Annotated in this window: 23 protein-coding genes; 10 read left to right on the top strand and 13 right to left on the bottom strand. The window is 41.1% G+C overall.

What is annotated here, in order from left to right; translation table 11 throughout:
* The first annotated feature begins 93 nt into the window (after positions 1–93).
* The 4 genes from AC0N32_RS05170 (at position 94) to AC0N32_RS05155 (ending at position 4464) form a co-directional block, all read left to right on the top strand.
* Complete coding sequence (locus AC0N32_RS05170; RefSeq protein WP_476392795.1) at positions 94–453, top strand: prevent-host-death protein; 360 nt, start codon at positions 94–96, stop codon at positions 451–453.
* Positions 454–780: 327 nt separating this feature from the next.
* Positions 781–1830 (top strand): linear amide C-N hydrolase, encoded by a 1050-nt coding sequence (locus AC0N32_RS05165; protein ID WP_476392794.1) that lies wholly within the window; start codon positions 781–783, stop codon positions 1828–1830.
* Positions 1831–1864: 34 nt separating this feature from the next.
* Positions 1865–3013, top strand: coding sequence for a porin (locus AC0N32_RS05160; protein WP_476392793.1), 1149 nt, complete (start codon positions 1865–1867; stop codon positions 3011–3013).
* A gap of 20 nt (positions 3014–3033) precedes the next feature.
* On the top strand, positions 3034–4464 hold the full coding sequence (locus tag AC0N32_RS05155) for an anion permease (protein ID WP_476392792.1): 1431 nt from the start codon (positions 3034–3036) through the stop codon (positions 4462–4464).
* Positions 4465–4672: 208 nt separating this feature from the next.
* On the opposite strand, the gene AC0N32_RS05150 is transcribed toward AC0N32_RS05155, so the two are convergent.
* The 5 genes from AC0N32_RS05150 to AC0N32_RS05130 all read right to left on the bottom strand — a co-directional run bounded on the left by AC0N32_RS05150 (position 4673) and on the right by AC0N32_RS05130 (position 10903).
* Positions 4673–5821 carry an ABC transporter permease gene (locus tag AC0N32_RS05150; protein ID WP_476392791.1) on the bottom strand — a complete coding sequence of 383 codons (1149 nt, stop codon included), beginning with the start codon at positions 5819–5821 and terminating at the stop codon, positions 4673–4675.
* Positions 5818–6984: an ABC transporter permease gene (locus AC0N32_RS05145; RefSeq protein WP_476392790.1), complete on the bottom strand. Its 1167-nt coding sequence runs from the start codon at positions 6982–6984 to the stop codon at positions 5818–5820. Before AC0N32_RS05145 ends, AC0N32_RS05150 begins: the two co-directional genes overlap by 4 nt.
* Before the next feature lie 15 nt (positions 6985–6999).
* Positions 7000–7995, bottom strand: coding sequence for an HlyD family secretion protein (locus AC0N32_RS05140; RefSeq protein WP_476392789.1), 996 nt, complete (start codon positions 7993–7995; stop codon positions 7000–7002).
* A gap of 78 nt (positions 7996–8073) precedes the next feature.
* Positions 8074–9504: a TolC family protein gene (locus AC0N32_RS05135; RefSeq protein ID WP_476392788.1), complete on the bottom strand. Its 1431-nt coding sequence runs from the start codon at positions 9502–9504 to the stop codon at positions 8074–8076.
* Between the two features lie 145 nt (positions 9505–9649).
* Positions 9650–10903 (bottom strand): hypothetical protein, encoded by a 1254-nt coding sequence (locus AC0N32_RS05130; protein WP_476392787.1) that lies wholly within the window; start codon positions 10901–10903, stop codon positions 9650–9652.
* A 611-nt stretch (positions 10904–11514) separates the two neighbouring features.
* Between AC0N32_RS05130 and AC0N32_RS05125 the strand changes: the two genes are divergently transcribed.
* A complete protein-coding gene (locus tag AC0N32_RS05125; RefSeq protein WP_476392786.1) occupies positions 11515–11667 on the top strand; it encodes a hypothetical protein in 153 nt (50 codons plus the stop codon).
* A 49-nt stretch (positions 11668–11716) separates the two neighbouring features.
* On the opposite strand, the gene pgl is transcribed toward AC0N32_RS05125, so the two are convergent.
* The 3 genes from pgl to gndA are packed head-to-tail and all read right to left on the bottom strand — an operon-like array spanning position 11717 to position 15367.
* Positions 11717–12430: a 6-phosphogluconolactonase gene (gene pgl / locus AC0N32_RS05120; protein ID WP_476392785.1), complete on the bottom strand. Its 714-nt coding sequence runs from the start codon at positions 12428–12430 to the stop codon at positions 11717–11719.
* Between the two features lie 25 nt (positions 12431–12455).
* A complete protein-coding gene (gene zwf / locus AC0N32_RS05115; protein WP_476392784.1) occupies positions 12456–13937 on the bottom strand; it encodes a glucose-6-phosphate dehydrogenase in 1482 nt (493 codons plus the stop codon).
* A gap of 11 nt (positions 13938–13948) precedes the next feature.
* Entirely contained in the window at positions 13949–15367 is a 1419-nt protein-coding gene (gene gndA, locus AC0N32_RS05110) for an NADP-dependent phosphogluconate dehydrogenase (RefSeq protein WP_476392783.1), read from the bottom strand.
* A gap of 325 nt (positions 15368–15692) precedes the next feature.
* Between gndA and AC0N32_RS05105 the strand changes: the two genes are divergently transcribed.
* The 4 genes from AC0N32_RS05105 (at position 15693) to AC0N32_RS05090 (ending at position 22224) form a co-directional block, all read left to right on the top strand.
* Positions 15693–18269 (top strand): flippase-like domain-containing protein, encoded by a 2577-nt coding sequence (locus AC0N32_RS05105; RefSeq protein WP_476392782.1) that lies wholly within the window; start codon positions 15693–15695, stop codon positions 18267–18269.
* Positions 18266–18955, top strand: a complete 690-nt coding sequence (locus tag AC0N32_RS05100; protein WP_476392781.1) for an AcvB/VirJ family lysyl-phosphatidylglycerol hydrolase — start codon at positions 18266–18268, stop codon at positions 18953–18955. The genes AC0N32_RS05105 and AC0N32_RS05100 overlap by 4 nt, the downstream gene beginning before the upstream one ends.
* Positions 18956–19081: 126 nt before the next feature.
* Positions 19082–21415, top strand: coding sequence for a TonB-dependent receptor (locus tag AC0N32_RS05095; protein WP_476392780.1), 2334 nt, complete (start codon positions 19082–19084; stop codon positions 21413–21415).
* Positions 21416–21417: 2 nt separating this feature from the next.
* Positions 21418–22224, top strand: coding sequence for a DUF4249 domain-containing protein (locus tag AC0N32_RS05090; protein ID WP_476392779.1), 807 nt, complete (start codon positions 21418–21420; stop codon positions 22222–22224).
* Between the two features lie 48 nt (positions 22225–22272).
* Here AC0N32_RS05090 and AC0N32_RS05085 read toward each other — a convergent pair whose 3' ends face one another.
* Together AC0N32_RS05085 and AC0N32_RS05080 are read right to left on the bottom strand one after the other, a co-directional pair.
* Positions 22273–22650 (bottom strand): DUF6876 family protein, encoded by a 378-nt coding sequence (locus tag AC0N32_RS05085; RefSeq protein WP_476392778.1) that lies wholly within the window; start codon positions 22648–22650, stop codon positions 22273–22275.
* 29 nt (positions 22651–22679) lie between these two features.
* Positions 22680–23111, bottom strand: a complete 432-nt coding sequence (locus AC0N32_RS05080) for a DUF6876 family protein (RefSeq protein WP_476392777.1) — start codon at positions 23109–23111, stop codon at positions 22680–22682.
* A 71-nt stretch (positions 23112–23182) separates the two neighbouring features.
* On the opposite strand from AC0N32_RS05080, the gene AC0N32_RS05075 reads away from it, so the two are divergent.
* The gene (locus AC0N32_RS05075) at positions 23183–23647 is read left to right on the top strand and encodes a hypothetical protein (protein ID WP_476392776.1); all 465 of its coding nucleotides are present in this window, start codon (positions 23183–23185) and stop codon (positions 23645–23647) included.
* On the opposite strand, the gene AC0N32_RS05070 is transcribed toward AC0N32_RS05075, so the two are convergent.
* The 3 genes from AC0N32_RS05070 to AC0N32_RS05060 are packed head-to-tail and all read right to left on the bottom strand — an operon-like array spanning position 23648 to position 24651.
* Complete coding sequence (locus AC0N32_RS05070; protein WP_476392775.1) at positions 23648–23905, bottom strand: hypothetical protein; 258 nt, start codon at positions 23903–23905, stop codon at positions 23648–23650.
* Positions 23898–24458, bottom strand: a complete 561-nt coding sequence (locus tag AC0N32_RS05065) for a hypothetical protein (RefSeq protein ID WP_476392774.1) — start codon at positions 24456–24458, stop codon at positions 23898–23900. The genes AC0N32_RS05070 and AC0N32_RS05065 overlap by 8 nt, the downstream gene beginning before the upstream one ends.
* Positions 24364–24651 carry a hypothetical protein gene (locus tag AC0N32_RS05060; RefSeq protein WP_476392773.1) on the bottom strand — a complete coding sequence of 96 codons (288 nt, stop codon included), beginning with the start codon at positions 24649–24651 and terminating at the stop codon, positions 24364–24366. The genes AC0N32_RS05065 and AC0N32_RS05060 overlap by 95 nt, the downstream gene beginning before the upstream one ends.
* Between the last annotated feature and the right edge of the window lie 160 nt (positions 24652–24811).

The following is a 24811-nucleotide window of genomic DNA, read 5'->3' as shown; positions in this document are numbered from 1 at the left end:
AATAAAAATAAATTGCTATAAATGGTATATTAGTTGTTCTATTTATTTTGAATTTTTTCAGCTTCTGACTACATTTGTACTAAATTTAAATTTATGAATTATACGCTTGAGCTCAACACACAAGAGTCTGGCTCCAATCTTGTCTTTAACACCATAAAATTCGATGCATTTAAGGTTAATATCATTGAACGATATACCGGAAAAATGAATTTCAATCCTAAATTATGCGAAGTTATTTTCAAGCTGAGAACACTGGATGATGAACTTATTAAAAGAAGAGACGGAAATCTGAGAGTAAAAATCAAAGATGACAAATTCGAACAATATCAGCAATTATCCAGAGTGCTAAACTCTTACGATTATAAAAACAAACTCATCAACAGAAAAGAAGCCGATCAGAATTACATCCACTTTATGCTAAGTCTGATTATCTTCAACTACGAACTTAATTAATTCCGCCTGTATATAGGGTTTGGTCAGCACAGAAGATGACAGCCGTTTCGTTATTCATAACCTGACGGAAGGTTTCACCGATGGCTGAACTCATATACAGACCAATGAGTGCTTATCTTATTTGATCGGCATTTAAGATCACCCATTTTATAATATTCCCTTTATTCTTTATCTAAGATTTCATGATTAGCTGGAAATTTTGAAGATAATTAAAGATTTATGACAATAAAATCAATAATTAAGAAATAATTTCTTTAAATTTATTTCAACATTAAAAGATTTATTTGTAATAATAATTAATCTTTGAACATCACCTAATACTATATCATGAAAAAAATTTCCTTGAGTCTATTACTGGTCGCTCTTTCTGCAGGGCTGTGGACCCATTCCGATGCCTGCACAAGGGTCGTTTATAAAGGTCACGAAAATACCATTCTCACCGCCCGCTCCATGGACTGGCGTGATGAAATCCCCGCCAACATCTGGATTCTCCCCAAAGGAACAGATCGAAATGGCGCCGTAGGTCCGATCTCCATGAAATGGAAATCTAAATATGGAAGCGTGGTCAGCACCTCATGGGACATCGCTACCTGCGACGGTATGAACGAAAAAGGTCTTGTCGCCAATCTTTTATGGCTCGGCGAATCTCAATATCCCAAATTTGATCCCAAAGGCAAACAAAAAGGAATTGCTATTTCTTTATGGGCACAGTATTTCCTCGATAATTTCGGAACCGTAAAAGAAGCGGTGGAAGATGCAAGAAAAGAAAACTTTGTCATCGTCAGCGATTACATTCCCGGAACCGAAAAATTCACTACCGTACATTTGTCCATCTCCGATGCGTCCGGAGACAGCGCCGTTTTTGAATACATCAACGGAAAACTGGTCATCCATCATTCACCGGATTATACGGTAATGACCAATTCACCGGTGTTCGATCAGCAGCTGGCTCTAAACAACTACTGGAAAGGAATTCCCGGAACCGTAATGCTGCCGGGGACCAACCGTGCCGCCGACCGCTTTGTGAGGGCCTCCTATTACATCGATGCCATTCCTAAAACGGCAGACACCAGAACTGCGGTAGCCAGTGTGTTCAGCGTCATCAGAAACTGTTCCGTTCCGTACGGCATCTCTTCAGAGACAGAGCCGAATATTTCATCTACCCGATGGCGCTCCGTTGCCGACCAGAAAAACCTTACCTATTATTTTGAAACCGTTTTTACCCCAAATACATTTTGGGTTAATCTCAATGAATTTGACCTCAGCAGCAAAGGAAAAACCATGAAGCTTGATCTGAGCAACTTTCAGACCTACAACGGAAAAGCAAATCCAGGCTTTAAAGAAGCAAAGCCATTTACATTTTTAGGGCTGAAGTAATTTCTTAAAGCATTTTCATCAAATACAATTTTATATGGTTTTTCTAAAAAAGGCATTATTGCCTCTATTCATCATACTTTTCAGCCTGACTACCGCGCAGAAACCGGATTCCCTGTATAGTACTCCTGAAAAGGAAGACGTAAAATATCCGCAGCTTCAGATCAAAGGATTATTCCAGGCCCGCTACCTGGTGGGTACAACGGAAGACGTGGATGTAAACGGTCTCCATCACTCAGACCACACCGGTACGGATAATAATTTCATGATTAAATATATGCGGGTTCAACTGCGTGCCCAGATCAGCAAACGCACGGAAGTGGTAGTCCTGGCCAATCTCGCCGATTTCAAGAATGATCCCAAATCGAGAGTCCTGGAAAATGCTTACCTGAAATATACTTTTAATCCCAAACTCGCCTTTACCGCGGGGCAGTTCCGTCCGTGGTTCGGAATTGAGGAAACCTACCCTATCGATATCATCAAATCACTGGACTGGTCCAATCAATATACCGAATTCGGAAAACTGGGCTGGACGAGCTTTCAGATCGGTCTTTCCGCAACCGGACAGCTTAACCTGGGTGAAATTCCGTTTCAATATTCTGTTTCTGTCGTTAATGGCAACGGTAAAAACCAGATCAATGACAATGACAACGGTAAGCAGTATTCAAGCCGGCTGGTTTTCGGTTTATCAGAAAAATACCATCTGAATTTTGGTTTAAACGGTGGCACCGGTGAAGTCTTCGGTAAAAAAATCTATGCGGTAGGGGTCGATGTGAGTTCACTGGTTAATTTTAATCCGAGATGGAGTCTGGATATGCAGCTTGAAGCCAAACAGGCTACAAACCATGTTCTTTACTTTGCCGCCAATCCCGAAACAAGGCCACAGAATCCCGATGAATACTTAATTCGCGGAGCCTATTTCCTTCCCAACCTAAGATATGAAGTTAATCACAGAAACTTAAGTGCCTTTGAGCTTTCCTGCCGGTATGAATATTTAGACACCAACTTCAGGCTGAATTCTAATCCCAGACAGACGATCACCCCGATGTTCGGTCTTGAATTCCTGAAAAACTACGGCGCAAGAATACAGCTGGGGATGCAGCTTGACCGCTACAAATACCAGGTCGAAAATACCACACAGTACAATAACAATCTTTTCATTATTCAGGTTCAGAGCAGATTCTAAACCATTTAAAACCCATTATCATGAAAGAAATAAACATTAAAAATATTGCGATCACCTTTGCTGCGGGACTTGTTCTATGGTTTATCCCCGTTCCTAAAGGAGTTACCGAAAATGCATGGCATCTGTTTGCGATTTTTGCAGCTACTATTTTAGGAATTATCCTTAAAGCCGCACCTATGGGAACCATGTGTATGATGGCAATCGGCTTCACCGCACTTACCCAGGTCGTAGCTCCGGGAGATGCCGGAAAATCAATCACCAAAGCACTGTCGGGATTCGGAGATAAAGTCATCTGGTTGATCGGTATCTCATTCTTTATCGCCAGGGGATTTATTAAAACCGGTCTGGGAAACCGCATCGCTTTTTTATTCATCAGGATTTTCGGTAAAAGTTCCCTGGGACTTGCGTACGGACTCGGGCTGGCAGACGTTTGCTTAGCCCCTGCCATCCCGAGCAACACGGCAAGAGGCGGCGGTATCATTTATCCGATCATGAAATCGATGGCGATCAGCTTCGACTCAGTCCCGGAGAAACCGGAAACCCATAGGAAACTGGGCTCTTATTTAACCCTAAACAGTTATTACATGAACCTCATCTCTTCCTCCATGTTCCTTACGGGCACCGCCAGCAACCCGATGTGCCAGAAATTTGCCGCTAATTTGGGCATCGACATTACCTGGATGTCATGGGCGGCCGCAGGTTTCATTCCGGGACTGGCCGCATTTTTTATTGTTCCTCTGGTTTTGTATAAATTATACCCGCCGGAATTAAAGAAAACCGGTGACGCTCCGAGAATGGCCGCTGAAAAACTTAAAGAAATGGGTCCCATCACCAAGAACGAATGGCTCATGCTTCTCGCCTTTTTTATATTACTCGCCCTGTGGATTTTTGGAGGAAGCCTTTCCATTGATGCGACCACAACAGCCTTCATCGGGCTTACTTTGCTTTTGCTCACTTCCGTACTCACCTGGGAAGATGTAAAGTCTGAAAAAGGGGCCTGGGATACCATTGTCTGGTTTGCCGTGCTCGTGATGATGGCCAGCTCACTGAATGAACTTGGATTTATCGGATGGTTCAGCAACCTTATCAAAGCTGAAATTGGCGGAATGACCTGGACAGTTGCTTTTCCCGTGATCATCCTGGTGTATTTTTTCAGCCATTATATTTTTGCCAGTGCTACGGCGCATGTTGCCGCTATGTATGCTGCTTTGCTCAGTGTAGGCATCGCTGTAGGAATTCCTCCGATGCTGCTCGCCATGATGCTGGGCTTCCTGGGATCCATCTATGGAGTACTCACCCACTACGGCCATGGCCCGGCACCCGTATTTTTCGGAAGCGGATATGTAGACCTTAAATCATGGTGGCTCCGCGGATTAGAAATCGGAATTGTCCTGCTTATTATTTACATGGGACTGGGCGGACTCTGGATGAAAGTGTTAGGATATTATTAAAAGCTATTCACTGAACAATTTCTTAATGATGTTAGTAAAAGCAGGTCTAATGTTCCGCATAGAAGTGTGTCTCCCTTAGCCTGCTATTGAGTTTCCCCTTAGCATCCTAAGTGAGATCCACTTAGCCGCCTAAGTGTGATCAACTTGAAAATATTGATACAAACAGCAAGCAAACTTTTAAAACAGTATCATTGAAGACAGACGACATTTAAGCTTTACTGACAAGATATTTAATCCTTAACATCAGAAAGAGCAAAAGAGCAATCAGCAATATCAAAAGATGAACAACCGAACCCATATTATCTACGACTGATCCGCCCGTCTGAACAATGGAGATATACACCTTCAGGAACGGAGAAGTCGGCAAAAGATCCGAAAATACCTGAATCCCTTTAGGCAGTGACTGGTAAGGCATGGAATATCCCGTCACCAGAAATATCGGATAAGAGGAAAAAACCAACACCTGAAATGCAAAAAGCTTACTTTTAAAAAAACTGCCGATCAGCATTCCCAATATAATGACCGAAGCAATAAAGATCGCTGTAATAAATGCCAGATCAGGAAAACTTCCTCTTATGGTCACGCCAAAAACTGAAAAATTGACAACCGCAAAAAACACCCCGAAGATCATGAAAACACAGAAATACAGCATTCCTTTGCCGAAGATCATCTTAGAGATGCTACATCCTGAGATTTCATAAAGATCACGAAGCTTTTTCTCCTCCCTTTCTGAGGTAAAACCGGCAGCTACCCCGATCAGAAGCGTCTGCTGAAGGATAATAGCCAGTAATCCCGGCAAAAGGAAAGCCCCATACGTCATACTTGAATTATAAAGCGGGCGGTAATCCATATTAATAGGATTGGTCATTTTCATCGATTCATCTTCGTTCATTCCCTGCTTGTTAAAATAGGTTTTCCGTACACCGGCTCCCACGGTAAGGCAGACTTTCGTCACGGTACTCAGTAAATCACTGGAAGGCAGGAAACGCGATGCATTCAGAACAAGATTAACATTAGCCTGCTTCTGTGAAAGAATATATTTTTCAAGGTCCTTCTGAATATAAAAATATCCCTCGACCTCATCCTGGTACATTTTTTCCTGAGCTTCGGAAATATCTGAGCTGGGAATAATTTCAATCATCGGTGTTGAATTCAGCTGCTCGGTTAGTAACCGGGAAACTGCTGTTCCGTCTTCATCGATCAGGGCGAGCTTTACCTTTTCTTCGCCTTTATTCAGGTAGATACTGCCGTACATAAATGCGTACAACACGGGAGCAATAAGCAGAATCAGAAACAGACTCGAATCCTTTGAGATATTTCTCACTTCCCTTTTCAATATGTCAAAAATTTCTTTCAATGCTGAATGTTTTTTAAATATTGATTAATCTTCTTCTGGAAAACAACAACCGCAACCGGAAATGTGATCCCAATGAAAACACAAAGTCTGATCATTTCAGGAAAAGCATATCCAATGGGAAGTTCCATAAAGTAAAGCTTGATAAATCCGTCCAGAAAATGAGTATAAGGCATAATATCAGCGTAGACCTGATCATACCACGGCATAGCCCATCGGGGAAATGTAAAACCACTGAACACAAAAGCCGGAGAAGTGAAAAACAACGCCACATCCACCACAAACAGCAAATTATCAGAAATTGCAGAAAGCATCATCCCGATTCCGATACAGGCCAAAGCCAGCAAAGTATACAGAACAAAAAAGCTGAAATCCGTCTGTGGCTTCCCCAAATCAAAAACCGGAAACACCACAAAACTGATCATGATAAACAAAAGCCAGGCAATACAAAGGTGAGCCAGCATTTTCCCGATAACGATCTGCGAAGACGAAGTGGAAATTCTGAGCAGACTGCCGATGGTATTTTTCTTAAATTCAAGGTTAAGAATCAGTACCGAAGCAACGATCAGAGCCATCTGAAGTCCTACCGTTACCAACCCGGGCGTCAGATACATCTGGTAATTGAATTCCGGATTGTAAAGTACGGTCGTATTCAGCTTGATTGGCTGAACAAGAGTGTTGGCTTTATCGGCAGGCATTCCCTGTTTTTCCGCTTTTTGAAGAACTACGGCAAGACCTGCCTTAATGATAATCTCGGCGGCTCCTTTATAAATCATTTTGGCAGGAACCAGGTAAGCGCCGTTGGTGTATAAGGTGATATTCGACTGATGGTTTTTCTTGGCATCCGATTCCATATTTTTAGGGAAATGAACAGCTCCGAAGATTTTTCCTTCCTTCATCAGCGTTTCGATTTCAGCATTGCTGAATACTACATTCGTGAAATGAATGTTCTCATTCTGCTCCATCATATCGGTCAGCGTTCTTGATACCGATGACCGGTCCTCATCCCAAACCGCCATCGGAAGTTCCCGGGCAAACTGTTTCTGGTAAATAAATCCGTAAAACAGAAAAATAATCGGCGGAATCACCAGCAAAACCACATAGAAATTCGGAATCGAAAAGATCCGTTTCCATTCCCGTACCATGATGATGCTGATTTTTTTCAAGGAATTAAAATTTAATTAGGGTAAAATAAGCTGTGCTGTCATTCCTGAACGTAATCCCTTAACGGCATCCGGATTTTCAGGCTTCACTTTGATCTGAAACGTCCGGAGTTCAAATTCTCCGTTCTGCTTTTCAGGAACCCAGTCGGCATAACCCAGTGCAGGAGCCAGTTCTGAAATTTTTCCTTTCACCGTTTCCGGAACACATCCGGGAATCTTCATCGTAACCGCACTTCCTTTTTCTATGGCCGACATCTGATTTTGCCGCAGGTTAAACTTTACAAAGTACGAATCATCCTTCTGAATGGTCATCATCGGATATCCCGCATTGACCATTTCACCTTTATTGGAAACAATAGTTGATATTCTTCCCGAGACCGGTGCTTTCAGAGAAGCATTGTCTTTGATTTCCTGAGTCAGTTTTTCAGCATTCTGAGTCTGGTTAAGAATGGCCTGTGCAGAGTTCTTCAGTTCTTTATTACTTCCTCTTTGTAAGAGTTGTACATTCAGATTGGCGGTTTCAAGTTCTTTCTGGGCGGCTTTGTATTTAAAATAAATCACGTCACGCTCCTGTCCGGAAACGACGCCTTCCGAATACAGATTCTGGAAACGGCTATACGTTTTAGACATCAGATTCATCTGCTGTTGGGCAATCTGCTGAAGATTTTTTGCTGAAGCCAGTACTTCAGGCTCTACGCCACGGTCGACTTTATCCAGCTGGTTGCGGGCTATTTCAACGGCATCGGCAACCTGCGACTGGATGGTTTCTATTTCAGAAGTTTTCATCTGGGCTACGACCTGTCCTTCTTTTACCTCATCACCTTCCTTTACCGGAATATCCAGGACACGGCCGGGAAGCGATGCGGAAACATCGACAAATTCAGCGTCTACCATTCCGATGACGGCATCTTTCTGGTTTTCGGAAGGCTTCTCTTTAAAAAGATAAAAAAGTGCTGCTGCAAGTACTATGATTGGTATAAAGACAGCCCAGTAGTTTTTTATAAAATTTTTCATCGGTCGGTTGGTTATTCTTCGGATCAGATCCGGTTTATGATTTATTGTTTTAGCTAAAGATCATTTAATCATGACCATTTATGGAATATAACTAGTGATATTTTCAGGATTTCCTGTGATGTAAAAATAGGTGGCCAGCGCAGTCTGATACGCTACCAGTGATGTATAATACAGCTTTTCGGTTTCGTACTGCAGCTGTAAAGCATCATTCACATCTTTTACGGATGAAAGGCTGTTTTCCATTCTTTTTCTTACCATTTCCGTCGTCGCATACGCCTGTTTCCGGGAGGCATCAAAAGTTTCACTCTGTTCTTTAAGGCTTACCAGCTTATTCTCAGCAATTTTAGTGGCAAGATTCACAGACTTCTGTTTTTGTTCGATCAAAAGGTCTGCTTCTTTAACCAGGGATTCGGAGGCGAGATTCCTGGAGCGGCGTTCCGGATCAAAAAGTGTCCATTGCAGCTCCAGCCCGACGAGCCACGGAGGGGTGATAACGGGAAGATCTTTCCGGAAAAACTGAACATTTCCTATCGCAAAGAGATTGGGTCTGGATAAAGATCTGGTGATATCCAGTCCGGTTTCGGCTTCGGCTTTTTTACTTTGGAGAAGTTTGACATCTGCATTATTTCCAGATGACATGAAAACAGGAATTTCTGTCGTTTCATTTAGCTTTTCATTGATTTCTACAGGTTCGTCAAGAGAAATTCCCATCATGTCTTTCAGGATATATAAAGCATTCTCTTTTTCCATGACCAAACTCTTTAAGTTTATTTCGCCATGAGCTTTGGCAATATCGGTCCAGTTTTTCTGATAGGGAGGGATAATTTCAGCTTTCAGGAGATTACCGGCATAGGTTTCATTTTTCTGCAAAGATTCCAGGCTGTTCTTTTGTTTCTCTATCATTGAATTGAGATACATAACCTGAATATATTGTAATGCAATATTGTAGGTGGTAATATCTTTTGATGACTGAAGGTTGGCTTCACCGCTTTTCATTTGCTCTTCAGAAAGTTTGCGGGATGATTTCAGCTTCCCTCCGAGATAAATCGGCTGGCGTACGACCAGTCCGGCCAGGAAGTAGCTTTGTTTGGTAATTTCAGGATTGTAATTGGGATATACGGCACTGATGATGTCTTTTGAGGTTTGGTAAATGACATCCTGCACTTGCTGCGACAGCTGGTTTCCGGTCACCTGCTGATAAGCGGTATTGGCCGAATAGACTGCCTGATTGGCCGAGCCTTCCACGATACCGTCTTTTACCTGCTGGAGATTTACCCTCAGTGGCTCACCGATATAGTTGTATCCTGCGAGGAGATCGAGCTTGGGAAGTCCGTTATTCTGGGTAGATTTAAAAAGCTTCTGCCTGGTTTCCAGGGACTGCTCAGCGAGTTTTACGACTGTACTGTTCTGATGTGCTTTTTCTATGCAATCCTGTAAAGAAAACTGCTGACAGAATATTTTTGCTGAAAGCATCAAAAAAAGCGACACAGAAGTTTTCTTTATGTTCATAAACATTTGTGAGTGGTGATTATTTTTTTGAGAACACTAACAAATTTAATGAAAACCTTCCATAATCCGGTTATGGAAGGCTGTTAAAAAAAGATGATCTTTATTTTTTTTATATGATTTAAATGATATCAGACTGATGATTTATTTACCATTTTATCCTCGGGAGAACTTTCTTCACTTCTCTTTCGATATTTCCTCCGGCTTTACTCAGCTCATTTCCTGTGTTCCTGAGTAATTTAACCGCTTCATGGTTGTATCCTGGACCTGTTGAAAAGTCCTGTACCGCATTATTGAAATTCTTCACCAGATCATTGTTGGGGCCAAACTGTTTGCTGATTTCATTTCCTAAAGAATTGAGGGTTTTCACGATGGTGTTGTTTTTTCCGAAACATCCGCTGTCTCCGCCGACGCCTTTGGTTAGACACTTATTCAGTTCCATTGCCGTAAGCTGACCACCGGCACATCCTACAAACACATAGGGCTGTCCGCCGGATGTTGCGGCACACTGAACGGCGATGGTTGCTTCCGTATTCAGATTAAACTTATCTGCTCCATAACACATGGCGGTATTCATAAAATTAACCTGACCGGTTTGCGCCTGCTCTTTTACGCAGGACACAAGTTTCTGCAGATCGGGGTCTGAAACTTCACCTGCGAGGCACAGAGGATATTTACTGTAGTCGGCACCGAATTCCTTGTAGCATTTGGTAAGCATCTGCGCATATTGCTGTTCCCTGCTTCCTCCCATGACGGAGACCATACATAAGGTCTGCTCTTCAACGGTTGCGGAATTCTTAACGCATTCATATACTTCGTTTTCTCTTTTTCCGGTCATATTGGCGATCATACAGTCACCGAATGCATTTTGACTGAGCTGATTACTTGAGGTAAGTGACTGATTATAGCAATTAAGAGCAGCCTGCTCCGAGGTCATCATCACATCACCAAACGGCTGATCCCGATTCACGAGACTGACCGGAATGGGTGTCACATTTCCACTGGCCGTCATAATTCCTATATTGGGATTGAACTGCGGGGGCTGATAATTTACAACAGGAGGTGCCGGGGGCTGAAAATCGTATTTACCAATCACTCTGCTGCCTAATGAATAATCGATTTCGATAAAGTTTCCGCGATAATCGAGGAAGTAGGCATTTCTGTAGGGATTGACAGCGGGCAGCCTGAGAAACATCACCCCTGAAGGGTCACGTTGAGCAAAACCTCTGTTTCCCGGATTTCCATCCTGAACGATCAGGCCGTTGTCATACAGCGAGAAAGACTGGCCCCGCAGCTGATCGATGATCTTCCCTACATAGTTTTGAGAAGATAAACTTCCACCGGCAAAAAGGAACAGGATAATCCCCAGGCCGTATTTCATTTTTTTAATTAATGCTTTCATAATTACTTATTTTATAGCATAAAGTTACCTTTTTTAACTAAAAATTTTAACGGATTTATTAAAAATACCACAAAAGTGTAATGCCGGTTTTGGGATTTCGTGATGATACTGCAGGAATATCAGCTGTAGGTTTGAGAATATGATGTAAAGATGTAAGAGTATGGTTTACAGGTGGAAGAATATGGTTTGCAGGTGTAAAAATATAATCTACAGGAGCAAGAATATAGTTTACAGGCGCGAGAATATTAATTGCAGATGCAAAAACATAAACTTTCCATACGAGAAAGTAAAATTTCCATACAAGAAAGTAAACTTTCTATGCAAGAATATAAACTTTCCAAGCAAAAAAGTAAACTTGCCTGGCCTTAACGTAAACTTATCTGGCAAGAATATGCTTTTACAGAGTTCCGGTGTTATCCGGCTCAGCAGAAAACAACCTGATAACTATACCTTATTAAAATGTATGTTCCGAAGTTACCGGGAAAGAATTAACTTTGAAAGAGAATCAATATTAACCAAAAAAAAATAAGCGCATAGGCGAAAAAATCATTGTTATCAGACACTCTACCGGAGAGTATCATTTACCTGTAGAACCGGGAAAACTGCAGGAAATGCAACAGCAGATTGATCGATGCTTAAATGATGAACAACCGGCTATTGTTGTTAAGAGTGCTGATGGGGATCAGCATATTTATCCCACTGATTTAATAAAGAACAGCTACATCAAAATCGTGGATAAACCGGATAGCGGTTTTTCAGAATAAAAATAAAATCGGGCTGTCTCAGTTTTGAGACAGCCCGATTATTTACATTTTAATTTCCCATCGCTTTATGATCGGTAAAAAACCTGAAATTTTCTTTTTTCTCGATAAGCTGCATCGGATATAATTCCGGGTTGTAGGCTCCGTTGAGGATTTCATTCAGGGCATGTCTTTTGGTTTCGCCAAATGCAACAGCTAATATATTTTCCGCCTTATTGATGATCGGTGCGGTGAGTGTGATTCTGAACATTTCCTGGGGTTTCAGGTAATAGGCATCGACCCATTTATCCTTTTCATGCAGAATTTTTTCACCCGGAAATAACGATGCCGTATGCCCATCATCACCCATCCCCAGAAGGATAAAATCAAAAATTCCTTCATCTCCAAGAACATTTCGGATCTGTGCTTCATATTCCTTTGCAAAATCTTCCGGAAGAACATTGTCTTTATACATTGGAAAAACACGACCACGGTCTACCGGCACTCTATCAAGCAATGTTTCAAAAGTCATTTTCGCGTTGCTTTTGTCGTCATTTAACGGCACCCATCTTTCATCAACCCAAAAGAAATCGATCTTGTTCCAGTCGATTCTCGTGGCATATTCTTCTGTGGCGAGCAATTTAAAAATAGCTTTTGGAGAGGAACCTCCGCTGAGTGCTACGGCAAAACTTCCTTTTTTCTGTATTGATTTTCCGGCGAGTTCTGCAAAAGTATCGGCGGCTTCTTTATATAATGTATCTAAATCATCAAATACTGTGATATTCATTTTCAGTTTTTTATATTAAACAATTTTACCACCAGCTGTGTCCCTGTCTTTCAACGAGTGCAAAGCTTTCATCAGGGCCCCATGTTCCGGCTTTATAATTCGGAAACGAGGCATCTTTATTATTGGCCCATGCTTCCTGAATGGTTTTTACGACGTCCCAGGCTTCTTCTACCTGGTCGGAACGCATAAACAGGGTTAGATCCCCTAAGAGCGCATCAAGGAGCAGCGTTTCATACGCTTCGGGCGTGTCTTCCTGGCATACGAAATAATCGAAAATCATTTCTACCGGCTCAAGAGCCAGTGAAAGTCCCGGTTTTTTGGCCATAAACTGCAACCTGATATCCATGAGCGGCTGAATATTAATGACCAGCCTGTTGGCCGACAGCAAATGTTGGGTATCTGAGAAAGTGGAATGCGGAAGGGGCTTAAACTGAATGGTAATATAAGAGTGTTTCTCTTTCATTTTTTTCCCGGTGCGAACGTAGAAAGGAACACCCTGCCAACGCTCATTATCGAGATAAAACTTGACTGCCGCAAAGGTTTCCGTGTTGGAGTCGGGTGCGATACCATTTTCCTGGCGATAGCCCTTAGACTCTACGCCATTCACTACATTTCTTCCGTACTGCCCTCTTACTGCATAGTGATCAACTTTATCTGCCGGAATTCTGCGGATCGACTTGAGCACATCTACCTTGCGATCACGGATTTCACCGGATCCCAGTGATGCAGGTGGTTCCATGGCTACCATGCAGAGGATCTGCAGCAGGTGATTCTGGATCATATCTCTCAGTGCGCCGGTCTGCTCATAGAAGCTTCCTCTTGTCTCCACACCGACTTCTTCGGCTACGGTAATCTGAACCGATTCAATGTGCTTGGAATCCCAAAGCGGCTCGAATATGGAATTTCCAAATCTGAAAGCAAGAATATTCTGCACCGTTTCTTTGCCTAAATAATGGTCGATACGGTAGATCTGTTCTTCTTCAAAGGTTTCGGAAAGGAGGTTATTGAGTTCGATTGCCGACTGCTTATCATGCCCGAAAGGTTTTTCGATAATGATGCGGTCTTTTTTAGGATCCGAAGCCAGTGAGCTGCTTTTGATATGATTGGAGATCGTAGATATGAAATTGGGTCCGATAGAGAGGTAGAATAACCTGTTGGCCCTTGTTCCGTAAATCTTATCGAAATCATCGAGTTTCTTCTGAAGGTCATTGTATGAATTTTCTTCATCCAGCTGATGTCTGAAATAGGTAATATGTGCCTGGAAACCCGCCCAGTCTTCCTGGGTCAGTTTCTTTCTTGAAAAGCTTTCAAGATTTTCCTTCACATAGTTCTTAAAATCTTCATCTTTATTGTCTGCCCTGCCTAAAGCGAGAATATTGAATCCTTTAGGCATTCTTCCGTCGATATATAAGTTATAAAATGCCGGAAATAGTTTTCTTTTTGCAAGATCGCCTGTTGCCCCGAAGATAATTACGGTCGTAGGTCTCAGGCTTTTATTGTCGTTCATTTTTCCGAAATTTATTGATTTGTACTGTTCCAAGAAGTATGGAAGACCCCTTCCCTGTCGATTCTCTGATACGTGTGTGCTCCGAAGTAATCTCTCTGTGCCTGGATAAGATTGACAGGCAGAGATCTGGTGGTATAAGCATCAAAATATCCCAGAGCTGTCTGCAGACCGAGACTCGGAATCCCGTTCAGAACTGCGTATGATGACGTTTTGCGTAATGATTTTATTTTAGATTTTACCAGTAAAGAGATTTCTTTATCCAGTAAAATATTGGTCAGTTCAGGATTTTCGGTGTAGGCGGCATAAAATTTCTCTAACAGTAAAGAACGGATGATGCATCCTCCTCTCCAGATTTTTACGACATCTTTTAAAGGAATTTCAAACTGATATTCTTCCGAAGCTTTTATCAATAAAGCCAAGCCCTGTGCGTAGCTGATGAGGGTGGCCAAATAAAGGGCATCTCCTACCTCACGGATAAACAATTCTTTGTCTTCAGGGTTTGTGATTTCTTTTTCGGAATATATCTCTGAAGCCTGGATTCTTTCTTCTTTATAGGCTGATAAAATCCTGGAAGTAACCGCAATATCGATGGTGGGGATCGACACACCTATTTCCATGGCCTGCTCTGAGGTCCATTTTCCGGTGCCTTTTGCGCCGGCTTTGTCGAGGATCTGATCTAAAAGATCACTGTTTGTTAAAGTATCTTTCTGTTTGAATATATCCCTGGTAATTTCGATAAGGAAAGAATTCATCTCACCGTTATTCCATTCTTTAAATACTTCGTAAAGCTCATCGTTATTGAGACCTGCTCCTCTTTTAAGAAGATCATAGGCTTCGCTGATGAGCTGCATAATGGCATATTCGATTCCGTTATGCACCATTTTCACGTAATTCCCAGCGGATCCTTTTCCCATATATGCGGTACATGGCTCATGGTCTACTTTTGCAGCAATGGCTTCGAGCATGGGCTTCAGAAGGCTGAAGGCTTCGGCATCGCCACCGGGCATAATGCTGGGACCTGTACGGGCTCCTTTTTCACCACCTGACACCCCCATTCCCATAAAATGCAGACCTTTTACTGCCATATCGGCCACCCTTCTGTTGGTATCCTGAAAATAAGAATTTCCGGCATCAATAACGATATCTCCCCTGGTGAGGAGTGGTGAAATGCTATCCAGAACAGCGTCTACAGGTTTTCCTGCAGGAACCATCAGAATAATTTTCCTTGGTGTTTCCAGCGCAGCGACAAATTCCTGCATCGATCCTGTTCCTGTGATTTTCATTTCTGAAGTTGCATCGCTGTGCAGCTGGTTTACTTTTTCCTGATCGAGGTCGAAACCTGCCACTGAGAATCCGTTATCAGCAATGTTGTAGAGAAGATTTCTCCCCATCACTCCGAGGCCGATCATCCCGTAATTATATCCTTCCATTGTAATGATATTATATAAATTCTGTTATACAGAGAATAAAATTACGTAAATGCTTATGATGAAAAAAATAATGCGGAAAAAATTGTTTATTCCTTAATAATTAAAGATCATCAAATATTCATTTAAATCAGTTAAAAAATAAAATTTATTCAACATATACCATATTTAACCATCATTAAAATAATATTTATCCGGTTTTGACGATCAATAAATTTTAACAAAACATTCATTAGATTTTTTAAATATTAAAATTACCGAGCATACCTATTTGCAATCCGGAACTTTTAATTATTTTTGGTTAAAAGCTAAATGAAATTAAACCGGTATGAAAACGCTTAAAATATCAGGAGTGTTCAGGCAAATCCGCTGGAAAGAGATCCTTGCTATCGTTGTTCTTCTTCTGGCATTTGTTTTTTTCAGAAGTGAAAGGCATGAACTGGCCTCTATCGGGCCCCAACTGAAGAACTCCGATCCCATGTGGATTCTCGCCGGAATTGTTTTATCTCTTATCTATATTTTTCTCCAGGGATTAATGTATGTAACCAGTTTCAGAAGTGTCGGGCTGAATATCAGTATTTCCGATGCCATCGGACTGTTTCTGAAAAGGAACTTTTTAAGTGTTTTCCTTCCGGCCGGCGGCGTAAGTTCACTGGCCTATCTTCCCAGAAATATAAGAATTCTCGGCTACAAATCTTCAAAAGTTCACCAGGCCAGTGCCATCTATGGCTTTGTGGGTCTGCTGACGGTGGTCATCGTTGGAATTCCACTGCTGTTCTATGCGGTATCGATTCATAAAAATTTTGGAAACAGCTGGATCGGAATACTTGTTTTGGTTCTCGTTCTTTCTTTGCTGTACGGAGTCTTTATTTCATTTAAAAGAAAAAACAGGCTCTACCGTTATACTGAAAAGAAATTCCCTAAAATCATCAGCTCATCGGAAGAAATTTTCAGCAGTGAGGTTGACAGGAAAAATTTCCGCTATACCATCGCTGTTTCGGTTGCCATAGAATTTTGCGGGGTTTTTCATCTGCTGATTGCCATGTATGCCTTCGGCGTAAAAGAATCTTTTTCTGCGGCGGCTATTTCATACGTTATTTCCGTGTTACTGATGATCGTATCTCCTTTTTTAAGAGGACTGGGGGCTGTGGAATTTTCGCTTACATATATTCTTGCGGCTTTCGGATACGAGCATTCACAAGGATTGGGAATCACGCTTCTTTACCGTTTCTTTGAGTTCTGGCTCCCGCTGATCCTGGGCGTAGCGGCATTTCTTTGGGGCGGAAGAAAACTGTTTGCCCGGCTGTTGCCTGTACTCATGATTTTCCTGCTGGGTGTCATCAACATACTTTCCGTTATTACTCCGGCATTGGCCAACCGGCTGGATCTGGTTAAGAATTATTTATCATTAGATTTTATTCATCTTTCAAAAATGCTTACACTTATTGCGGGCGTTTTGCTATTGGTGACTTCTGCCAATCTTTTTAAAGGAACCAAAAGAGCATGGTATTTTGCAGTGGGCCTTGCTATCACTTCCGTGGTTTTCAATATCGCCAAAGCTTTGGATTATGAAGAAGCCTTATTTGCACTGTTTACGCTTGGCTTGCTGTTTTACAGCCGTAAAGAATATACATTCCGGACCAGCAGGTTTTCGCTTCAGCGCGGATTCGGTTGGTTTCTGGGGATTTTTGCCGCCATCTTTATTTTTAATTATCTGGCGTTTTATTTTATTAGTAAATCTCATTTCGGGATCGACTTCACGAAACAGCAGGCTTTATACTATACCTTACACACCTTTCTTCTTTTTAAAGATTCCGGACTGGTTCCCAGAACGGGTTTTGCCAGGGATTTTCAGCAGCTTAATTATATTCTAGGTGTTATTTCATGGCTGGTTCTTATTTTTTCGTTCTATAAAACCAATGCCTACAAAAAACAAAATGACACGCAAGACCATATCGATGCAGAAAACCTGGTAAGGGAATACGGCGTTTCTTCATTGGATTATTTTAAACTGACCTGGGATAAACAGTTTTTCTTTAATGAAAACAAGGAAGGCTTTCTTTCTTACAAAACGGCCAATGGATTTGCGGTGGTGCTGGAAGATCCTGTGTGTGCAGAGAATGATAAGACCAATCTTATTCTGGAGTTTGAAAAATATTGCCGTCACCACAGCCTTAAAACCTCTTATTACCGTGTCGGGGAAAGCAGTCTTATTTATTTTGATCCGCTTCATAAGCAGAAACTTTACATCGGCCAGGATGCCATTCTTGATGCAGAGAATTTCAGTCTTACGGGAAAAGAGAGAAAATCGGTGAGAAACGGAATCAATGCGCTCCAGAAATCAGGATATGTCACAGCGGTAAAATATGCTCCGCATGATGAAAAAACACTGGATCAGGTGGAATATGTTTCTAACGAATGGCTGAAGGAATTCGACAAAAAAGAAATTGTTTTTGCCGAGGGAATGTACGAGCGGGAGGTTGTAAAAAACCAGGATCTCATAACAATCTCCGACCCTGACGGGAAATGCATTGCTTTTCTTAATATCATCCCCTTCTGTGCTCCTGACGAATGCAGCTACGATATGATCCGGAAAACTGAAAATGCTCCCGGCGGAAGTACCGATGCCCTGATCGTAAAGCTTGTGGAATACGCCAAAAGCAAAGACCTCAAGTTCATCAACATGGGAATGACCCCCATGGCAGGAATAGAAGAACCCAACAACACGGCTGAAGAAATCCTGAAATTTGCCTACCAGCGCGTGGGAAGCTTTAAACATTATCAGACCCTGAGAAATTTTAAAGAGAAATATGCCGACCTGTGGGAAAACAAATATCTGATCTACGACAACGATCTGGACTTACTTCAGCTGCCAGCCGTTTTAAATAAAATAATGAAGCCGTGAAAAAATTTTTAACCTTAATTTTTAGGATCATCTGCGTATCCTTCGTGGTGAGTTTAGTGGGATGCCAATCCGATCAAGATTTTAAGATCACCCAATGGAACGATCATACCGATAAGCCGATCATTTTCTATATCAGCGGGGACGCCGGTTTTAATACGTTCTCGAAAAACTTCGGAGAAAACCTCCATCATTTCGGCTATGATGTTTTTGCTTTGAATACGAAGACGTATTTCTGGAATAAAAAAACACCGCAGCAAACCTCATCCGATATCGAAAACTATATTAATGAACAGCTTAAAGGGAGAAAGAACCAGCATGTAATCATTGTAGGATTTTCATTTGGAGCCGATGTCACCCCTTTTGTATACAACAGGTTTTCAAGTGACCTGAAGGATAAAATTCAAAAAGTATTCATCATCGGACCTTCAAAAAGCAATGATTTTAAAATACATCTGGAGGAATATTTCGGGGAGGAACCTAAGGGAAGTTTACCGGTGATTCCGGAGATCAATAAGATGACCGGGGTTCCGTTAATGGTCATTCTCAGTGATTTCGAATTTGCGCATTTTCCTTATCAGCAGATAAGTCTAAAAAGCAATTATCAGATGAAACATATTGCCGGTGATCATCACTATGGCGGCAATACCAAAATGCTGGCCGATTTTATCAACACCCATCTGAAATAACCTTGTTTTTCTTTGCAGAAAGGCTTATGAAAGCTGAAAGTATTGACGGATCGATAGGTTGGTCCGCCGAAAAATTGTACTTTTAGCAGCGTCAAATTTCAATTTATTTTCATCAAAAAAAACCAAATGAAGATATTTTCATTTAAAACTGCCGCTTCATCAGCTGCAATTTGTTTAAGCACAGCCGTTTTTGCCCAGCAGCGATATTCGGTAAGCGGTACCGTAAAAGATTTAAAAACCGGAGAGCTCCAGATTGGTGTTGCCGTAAAAATAGCCGAGGACCCTACCGTTTCCGTAGTGTCCAACGAATATGGCTTTTATTCTCTGTCACTTCCCAAAGGGGATTATCACCTCATTATTTCTTATCCCGGATTCAAAGATTTCCGGCAAAGCGTTACGGTTGAAGACAATATAAAGCAGGATCTGCAACTGAGTCCGCAGGAGGAAGAAAGGGTTGCGAAAATAGATGAAGTAGTAATCTCGGGTGTAAAAAAGGACAAAAACCTGACCTCTGCCCAGATGGGTACGGAAACTTTAAGTATAAAAAATATCGAAAAACTTCCTGTCTTATTTGGTGAGAAAGACATTATGAAGACGATACAGCTTTTGCCCGGTATTAAAAGCACCGGCGAAGGAAACAGCGGTTTCAGTGTAAGAGGCGGCGCCACCGACCAGAACCTGATTCTCCTGGATGAGGCTTCGGTATATAATGCTTCGCATCTTCTGGGGTTTTTCAGTACTTTCAACAGTGACGCACTGAAGGATGTAAGCATCATCAAAGGGAACAGCCCTGCCCAGTACGGCGGAAGACTGTCTTCCGTACTGGATGTCAAGATGAAAGACGGAAACAACAAAGATTATAACATCAATGGCGGTGTAGGACTGATCAGCAGCAGATTGAGCGTGGAGGGACCCATTCAGAAAGAAAAGTCTTCATTCATCGTGTCGGGAAGAAGAACGTACGCCGATCTTTTCCTGAAAACGACCGACGATTTTAAAAACAATAAGCTTTATTTTTATGATCTGAATTTAAAGGCTAATTATCAGATCGACGACAATAACCGGCTTTATTTATCGGGATATTTCGGGAGAGACGTCTTAGGATTGGGAAATACCTTTTCAACGGATTGGGGAAATACCACGACTACCCTCCGGTGGAACAGCATCATCAACAGCAAATTGTTTTCCAATACGTCTTTGATTTACAGCAATTACAACTATAATGTAAGTTTAAGCAGTAACAATAATACTTTTGGCATTTCTTCCAAAATCGAAGACTGGAATCTTAAGCAGGATTTTAGCTGGTTTGCAGGCAACAATCATTCTGTAAAGTTTGGTCTTCAGTCTGTTTACCATACGATCACCCCAAGCAGTGCTTCGGGAACAAGTGTCAGCAGCTATCCACGAAACCCGAGATATTCATGGGAAAATGCGCTGTATATCAATGACGATTACAAAGTCTCTGAAAGTTTTACGGTTAATTACGGTTTAAGGCTTGCGCTGTTCAGTGTATTGGGCGGCGACACCTTTAACACGTATGAAAATGGTATTTTAACAAATTCGGAATTTATCGAAAAAGGAAAATTCGGGAAAACCTATATCAATCTTGAGCCCAGAATCACGGCCAATTACCGGCTTAATGAAGTCAGCAGCATCAAAGGAGGATATTCCAGGAATACACAGAATCTGCATCTGCTGAGCACCAGCGGAAGTGGAAATCCTACCGATCAGTGGATCGGAAGCAGCCTTACGGTAAAGCCTGAAATAGCTGATCAGATAAGCGTTGGATACAGCAGGAATTTCAGCAATAATAATTTTGAGCTGAATGCAGAGGTTTATTATAAATCGATGCAGAACCAGATCGACTATAAGAACGGTGCCGAAATAACGTTTGACACCGGCAGCGATGTCGAAAGCGAACTTCTTTTCGGAGAAGGAAGAGCCTATGGTCTTGAGATCATTGCCAAGAAAAAAAGCGGAAAACTCACCGGCTGGATTTCCTATACGCTGTCCAAAACGGAAAGAAAAATCAATGGAATTAATGACGATCAATGGTATAATGCCAGACTGGATAAGACACACGACATTTCCGTGGTTGCCACTTATCAGCTGAATCCAAAATGGTCTTTTTCAGGATTATTTCTTTACAGTACCGGTTATGCGGTGACTTTTCCCACAGGAAAATATGAGCTCAACGGGCAGACTATATTTCAGTACAGCAACAGAAATGCAGACCGAATGCCGGCCTATCACCGAATGGACCTTAATGCGACGTATGAACCGGCCAGTAACAGGCGTTTTAAAGGTTCGTGGTCATTCGGCGTTTATAATGTATACGGCCGTGAAAATGCCTACATCATCAATTTTGAAAACAATCCCGACAAACCCGGGACGACCAGAGCTGTACAAACCTCATTATTCCGATGGGTTCCCAACATCACTTATAACTTTAAATTTTAATCATGAAAAAGACGTGCATCATTATATTATCAGCCCTCTGTTTGATATCATGTAAAAAAGAGATCGACCTCGACCTGGAGGATCAAAGCGGAAAAATCGTTATTGAAGGAAACATTACTGATGAGCCGGGACCCTATTTTGTAAGAATTACCAAGTCCGTAGCGTTTACGGAATACAACCAGTATCCTTCGGTCGACAATGCGCAGGTAACCCTCAGCGACAATGCGGGACACAAGGAAACCCTTCAGCATATCGGGGGAGGAAATTATGAGGCACAGACCTTTACGGGAGAACCTGGAAAAACTTATACTCTAAGCGTAAGTGTTGATGGAAATGTATATACCGCCAACAGCACAATGCCCCAGCCGGTTGACTTCAATGGTCTTGAGCAGGATTCTTTCTCCATCGGAAGCGAAACTACCTATACGCTTTTACCGGTGTTCACAGATCCGCCGGCTTTAGGCAACCGTTATCTGTTTGTGTATACCGTAAATGACAGTTCGCAGAAGTTTTTTTCAGAGTTTTCCGATAATGTAAATAATGGATTGCCGAACCAGAGGCCTTTGCTGCTGCCGAACGATGACACGGATCCGGGAGATATAAAAGTTGCAGCGGGAGACACGATCAATGTAGAAATGCAGTGTATCGATCAGAATATATTTACCTTTTATTCTGCTCTTCTTCAGCTTTCAGGAAGTGGTCCCGGTGGAGGAACTACGCCAGCGAATCCGCCGAGCAACATCAGCAACGGAGCATTGGGATATTTTTCTGCTCATACGGTAAAAAAGTTAAGTGCTGTCATTCAATAATAAATGAATCAGCACTTAAACAAAAAATATTAATATATGATAGATTTTCTATGCGTACATTTTGTATTCAATAGGCAGGCACAGAAGATTTTTCTTTACAATTAAAAAGAGATCGTCGAAATAAAAACGTATTGATATATCGTTTACTTCCGTAAGCACATTTCCGTCTTCATCCTTGCAATACAGCGTGAAGGTATTACCCTCCACTCTCTTAAAATGCCAGTGCTGGATCTCACAGGATAAATTCGGTTGTTCGTTTAAAATAATTTCAAGTAGCCACGTGCAGTCTTCTTCACTGGATACATCAAAAATTCCTTTTGTCAATTTATACCCTTGCTTATATTCGTATAAATCTTCAGCTGCTTTATATGCATCGTAAAGCGTATTCGCAGAGTTTCTTTTTTTGTTTCGTTTAATAATACTCATGAGATTTAGTTTATAAATTATAAAGGTTTTTAATTCAATTTTGTTTTACTGTCGATATTCTGATAAAGTTCTGTACCTGTTTCATTTCTGATCTGCTTTACAAATTCATTATATTCACTCGGCAGGATCAGGTAATTGCCAATTTTCCAGATCACGATTTCCTCAAATAAGAAATCAGGCGAGATAAAAGGCTTTTCAAAAATTATATTGCTTTGGCTGTCTTTGCACTGCAGCAGATATTGTAGTCCTTCATTTCTTTTCAGTGTCCAAAATTCCAAAAGTTCTCCTTCTGATGATTTAGGCTGAAAACAGATGATCTGTAAAAGCCAGGAGCACTGCTCTTCAACGGATATTTTATAAATCCCTTCCGAGAGGAAAAATCCTGATTTAAACTCAACAAAATCATTTGGCTGTACAAAATGACTATAATAGTCATTGGCCGACTGCATATAATTTTTCATTTATACTGATATTCTGTAATTTTGTTTTATATTTGCAAATATAGACTAAATTCCGACTATAAAAAATATTTATGGACAAAATTCAGACCACAAAAGAAAGAATTTTCATTTTTCTTGAAAAAAACGGCATTAAAAAGGAGTCTTTTTACAGAGAAACCGGAATAGCGGCATCGAATTTTAAGGGAGCTGGTCTAAAAAGCGACCTTGGCGTAGACAAACTTGCCAGAATTCTAAAAATATATCCGGAACTTAATGATAACCTCATCTGGCTGATTACCGGTGAAGGTGAATTGCTGACGGAAACAGCACAAAATGAAAAAGACCATCAGAATGATGATCTTTATGCGAATGATATTAATGATAAAATCGGAGATCTACTTGCGAACCTTTTTGCCCAGTACAATACCCAGGACAAAAGTTTGATGTTCTTACAAAGCCAGATTAATAAAATTGAACAGAAATACAGTAAAGCCATTTCGGAACAAAACAAAATGTTGAATGAAATTCTTTCAGCCATGAAGACAACAGTAAAATAATCAGTTTTTGTTGATGATTATTTTTTCCGATCCGTAAATAAAGCTTTTCGTAGGCACAGACATCACAAGATACCCAAGCTCATTGGTGAAAACTTCAAGATCCTCAAGGGTTTTGATAAAACCATTGTTAATCTCTTTCTTTACAAGATTCATTTTTCGTATGTATTCCTCTTCAGATATTACTGCATTGTCGTAATCTTCCCATAATTTATCCGAGAGAGCAACAAGAATCTTTAATCTATCTCTGTGACTACTCATTTTTACCTAATCGTTTAAATAATATGGAAGAAAACCTCTCTAATGTACTGTTATTGAATTTATCCAGAAGATAAATTTTCCTGTAGTACCTGTCCAGCAGAAATACAAGGACTATAATCACCAAAAGCAGACTTACAATAGCAAGATCGGCGATAGCAGAAATTTTGTTCTGATTGAAAAACACAAATTTCACATACGTGCTTAAGTGAAAATAGCCGGATATTAATGCGGCATAAAAAGTAAACCTGTTAGCTCTGAACAGACCGCCCAACGCCAACAGTATCATACAAACCGGTATCGACAGGAAATAGATTGCAGAATCCAGATCGAGACTTCTTACCCCGGCGTTGTTATCAAGCTGCACACTCACATCCATGAAATACCCCACTATATTGTTCAGAAAAGGCAATATAGCAGAAATAATTACAAAAACAGAAGCCGTGATCTCAATAATGAGCTTACTTAGGCCTGTCCGGTTTTGTCGGGTCAATTGTTTCTCCTGAATTGTCTCCCTGTTGTGAGGAAATTCCGCCTGAGATTTCTTGTGTTGCATTGATAATTTCGTTGGTTTTCATTGAGTCCGCTACTACTTTCGCTGTCGTTCCGCTGTTTTCTTCACCTGTTTTCATGAAAATTTTGGAACTTTTTGTCTGAACAGGGGAAGAGTCTGCCTCTTCACTTCTGTCCGAACAAGCCGTTAAAAGTGACAGTAATAAGATTCCGGATAATAATAGTTTTATGTTCATAATAAAAAAAATTTAGCACCTAAAGATAAGCCTTACGACCCAAATTTAGAATAGTAAAATTAAAATAATTAGTTATCATTTCCTATATCAAAAAAGACAGAGGATTATTTTTCCGGTTTTTTATATCACCTTTTATTGAATTCAAATTTACTAAAATATA

This window comes from Chryseobacterium endophyticum (assembly GCF_056333165.1).
Note: the sequence above shows the minus strand (reverse complement) of the source record. Positions and strands in the feature narration are given on the sequence as shown.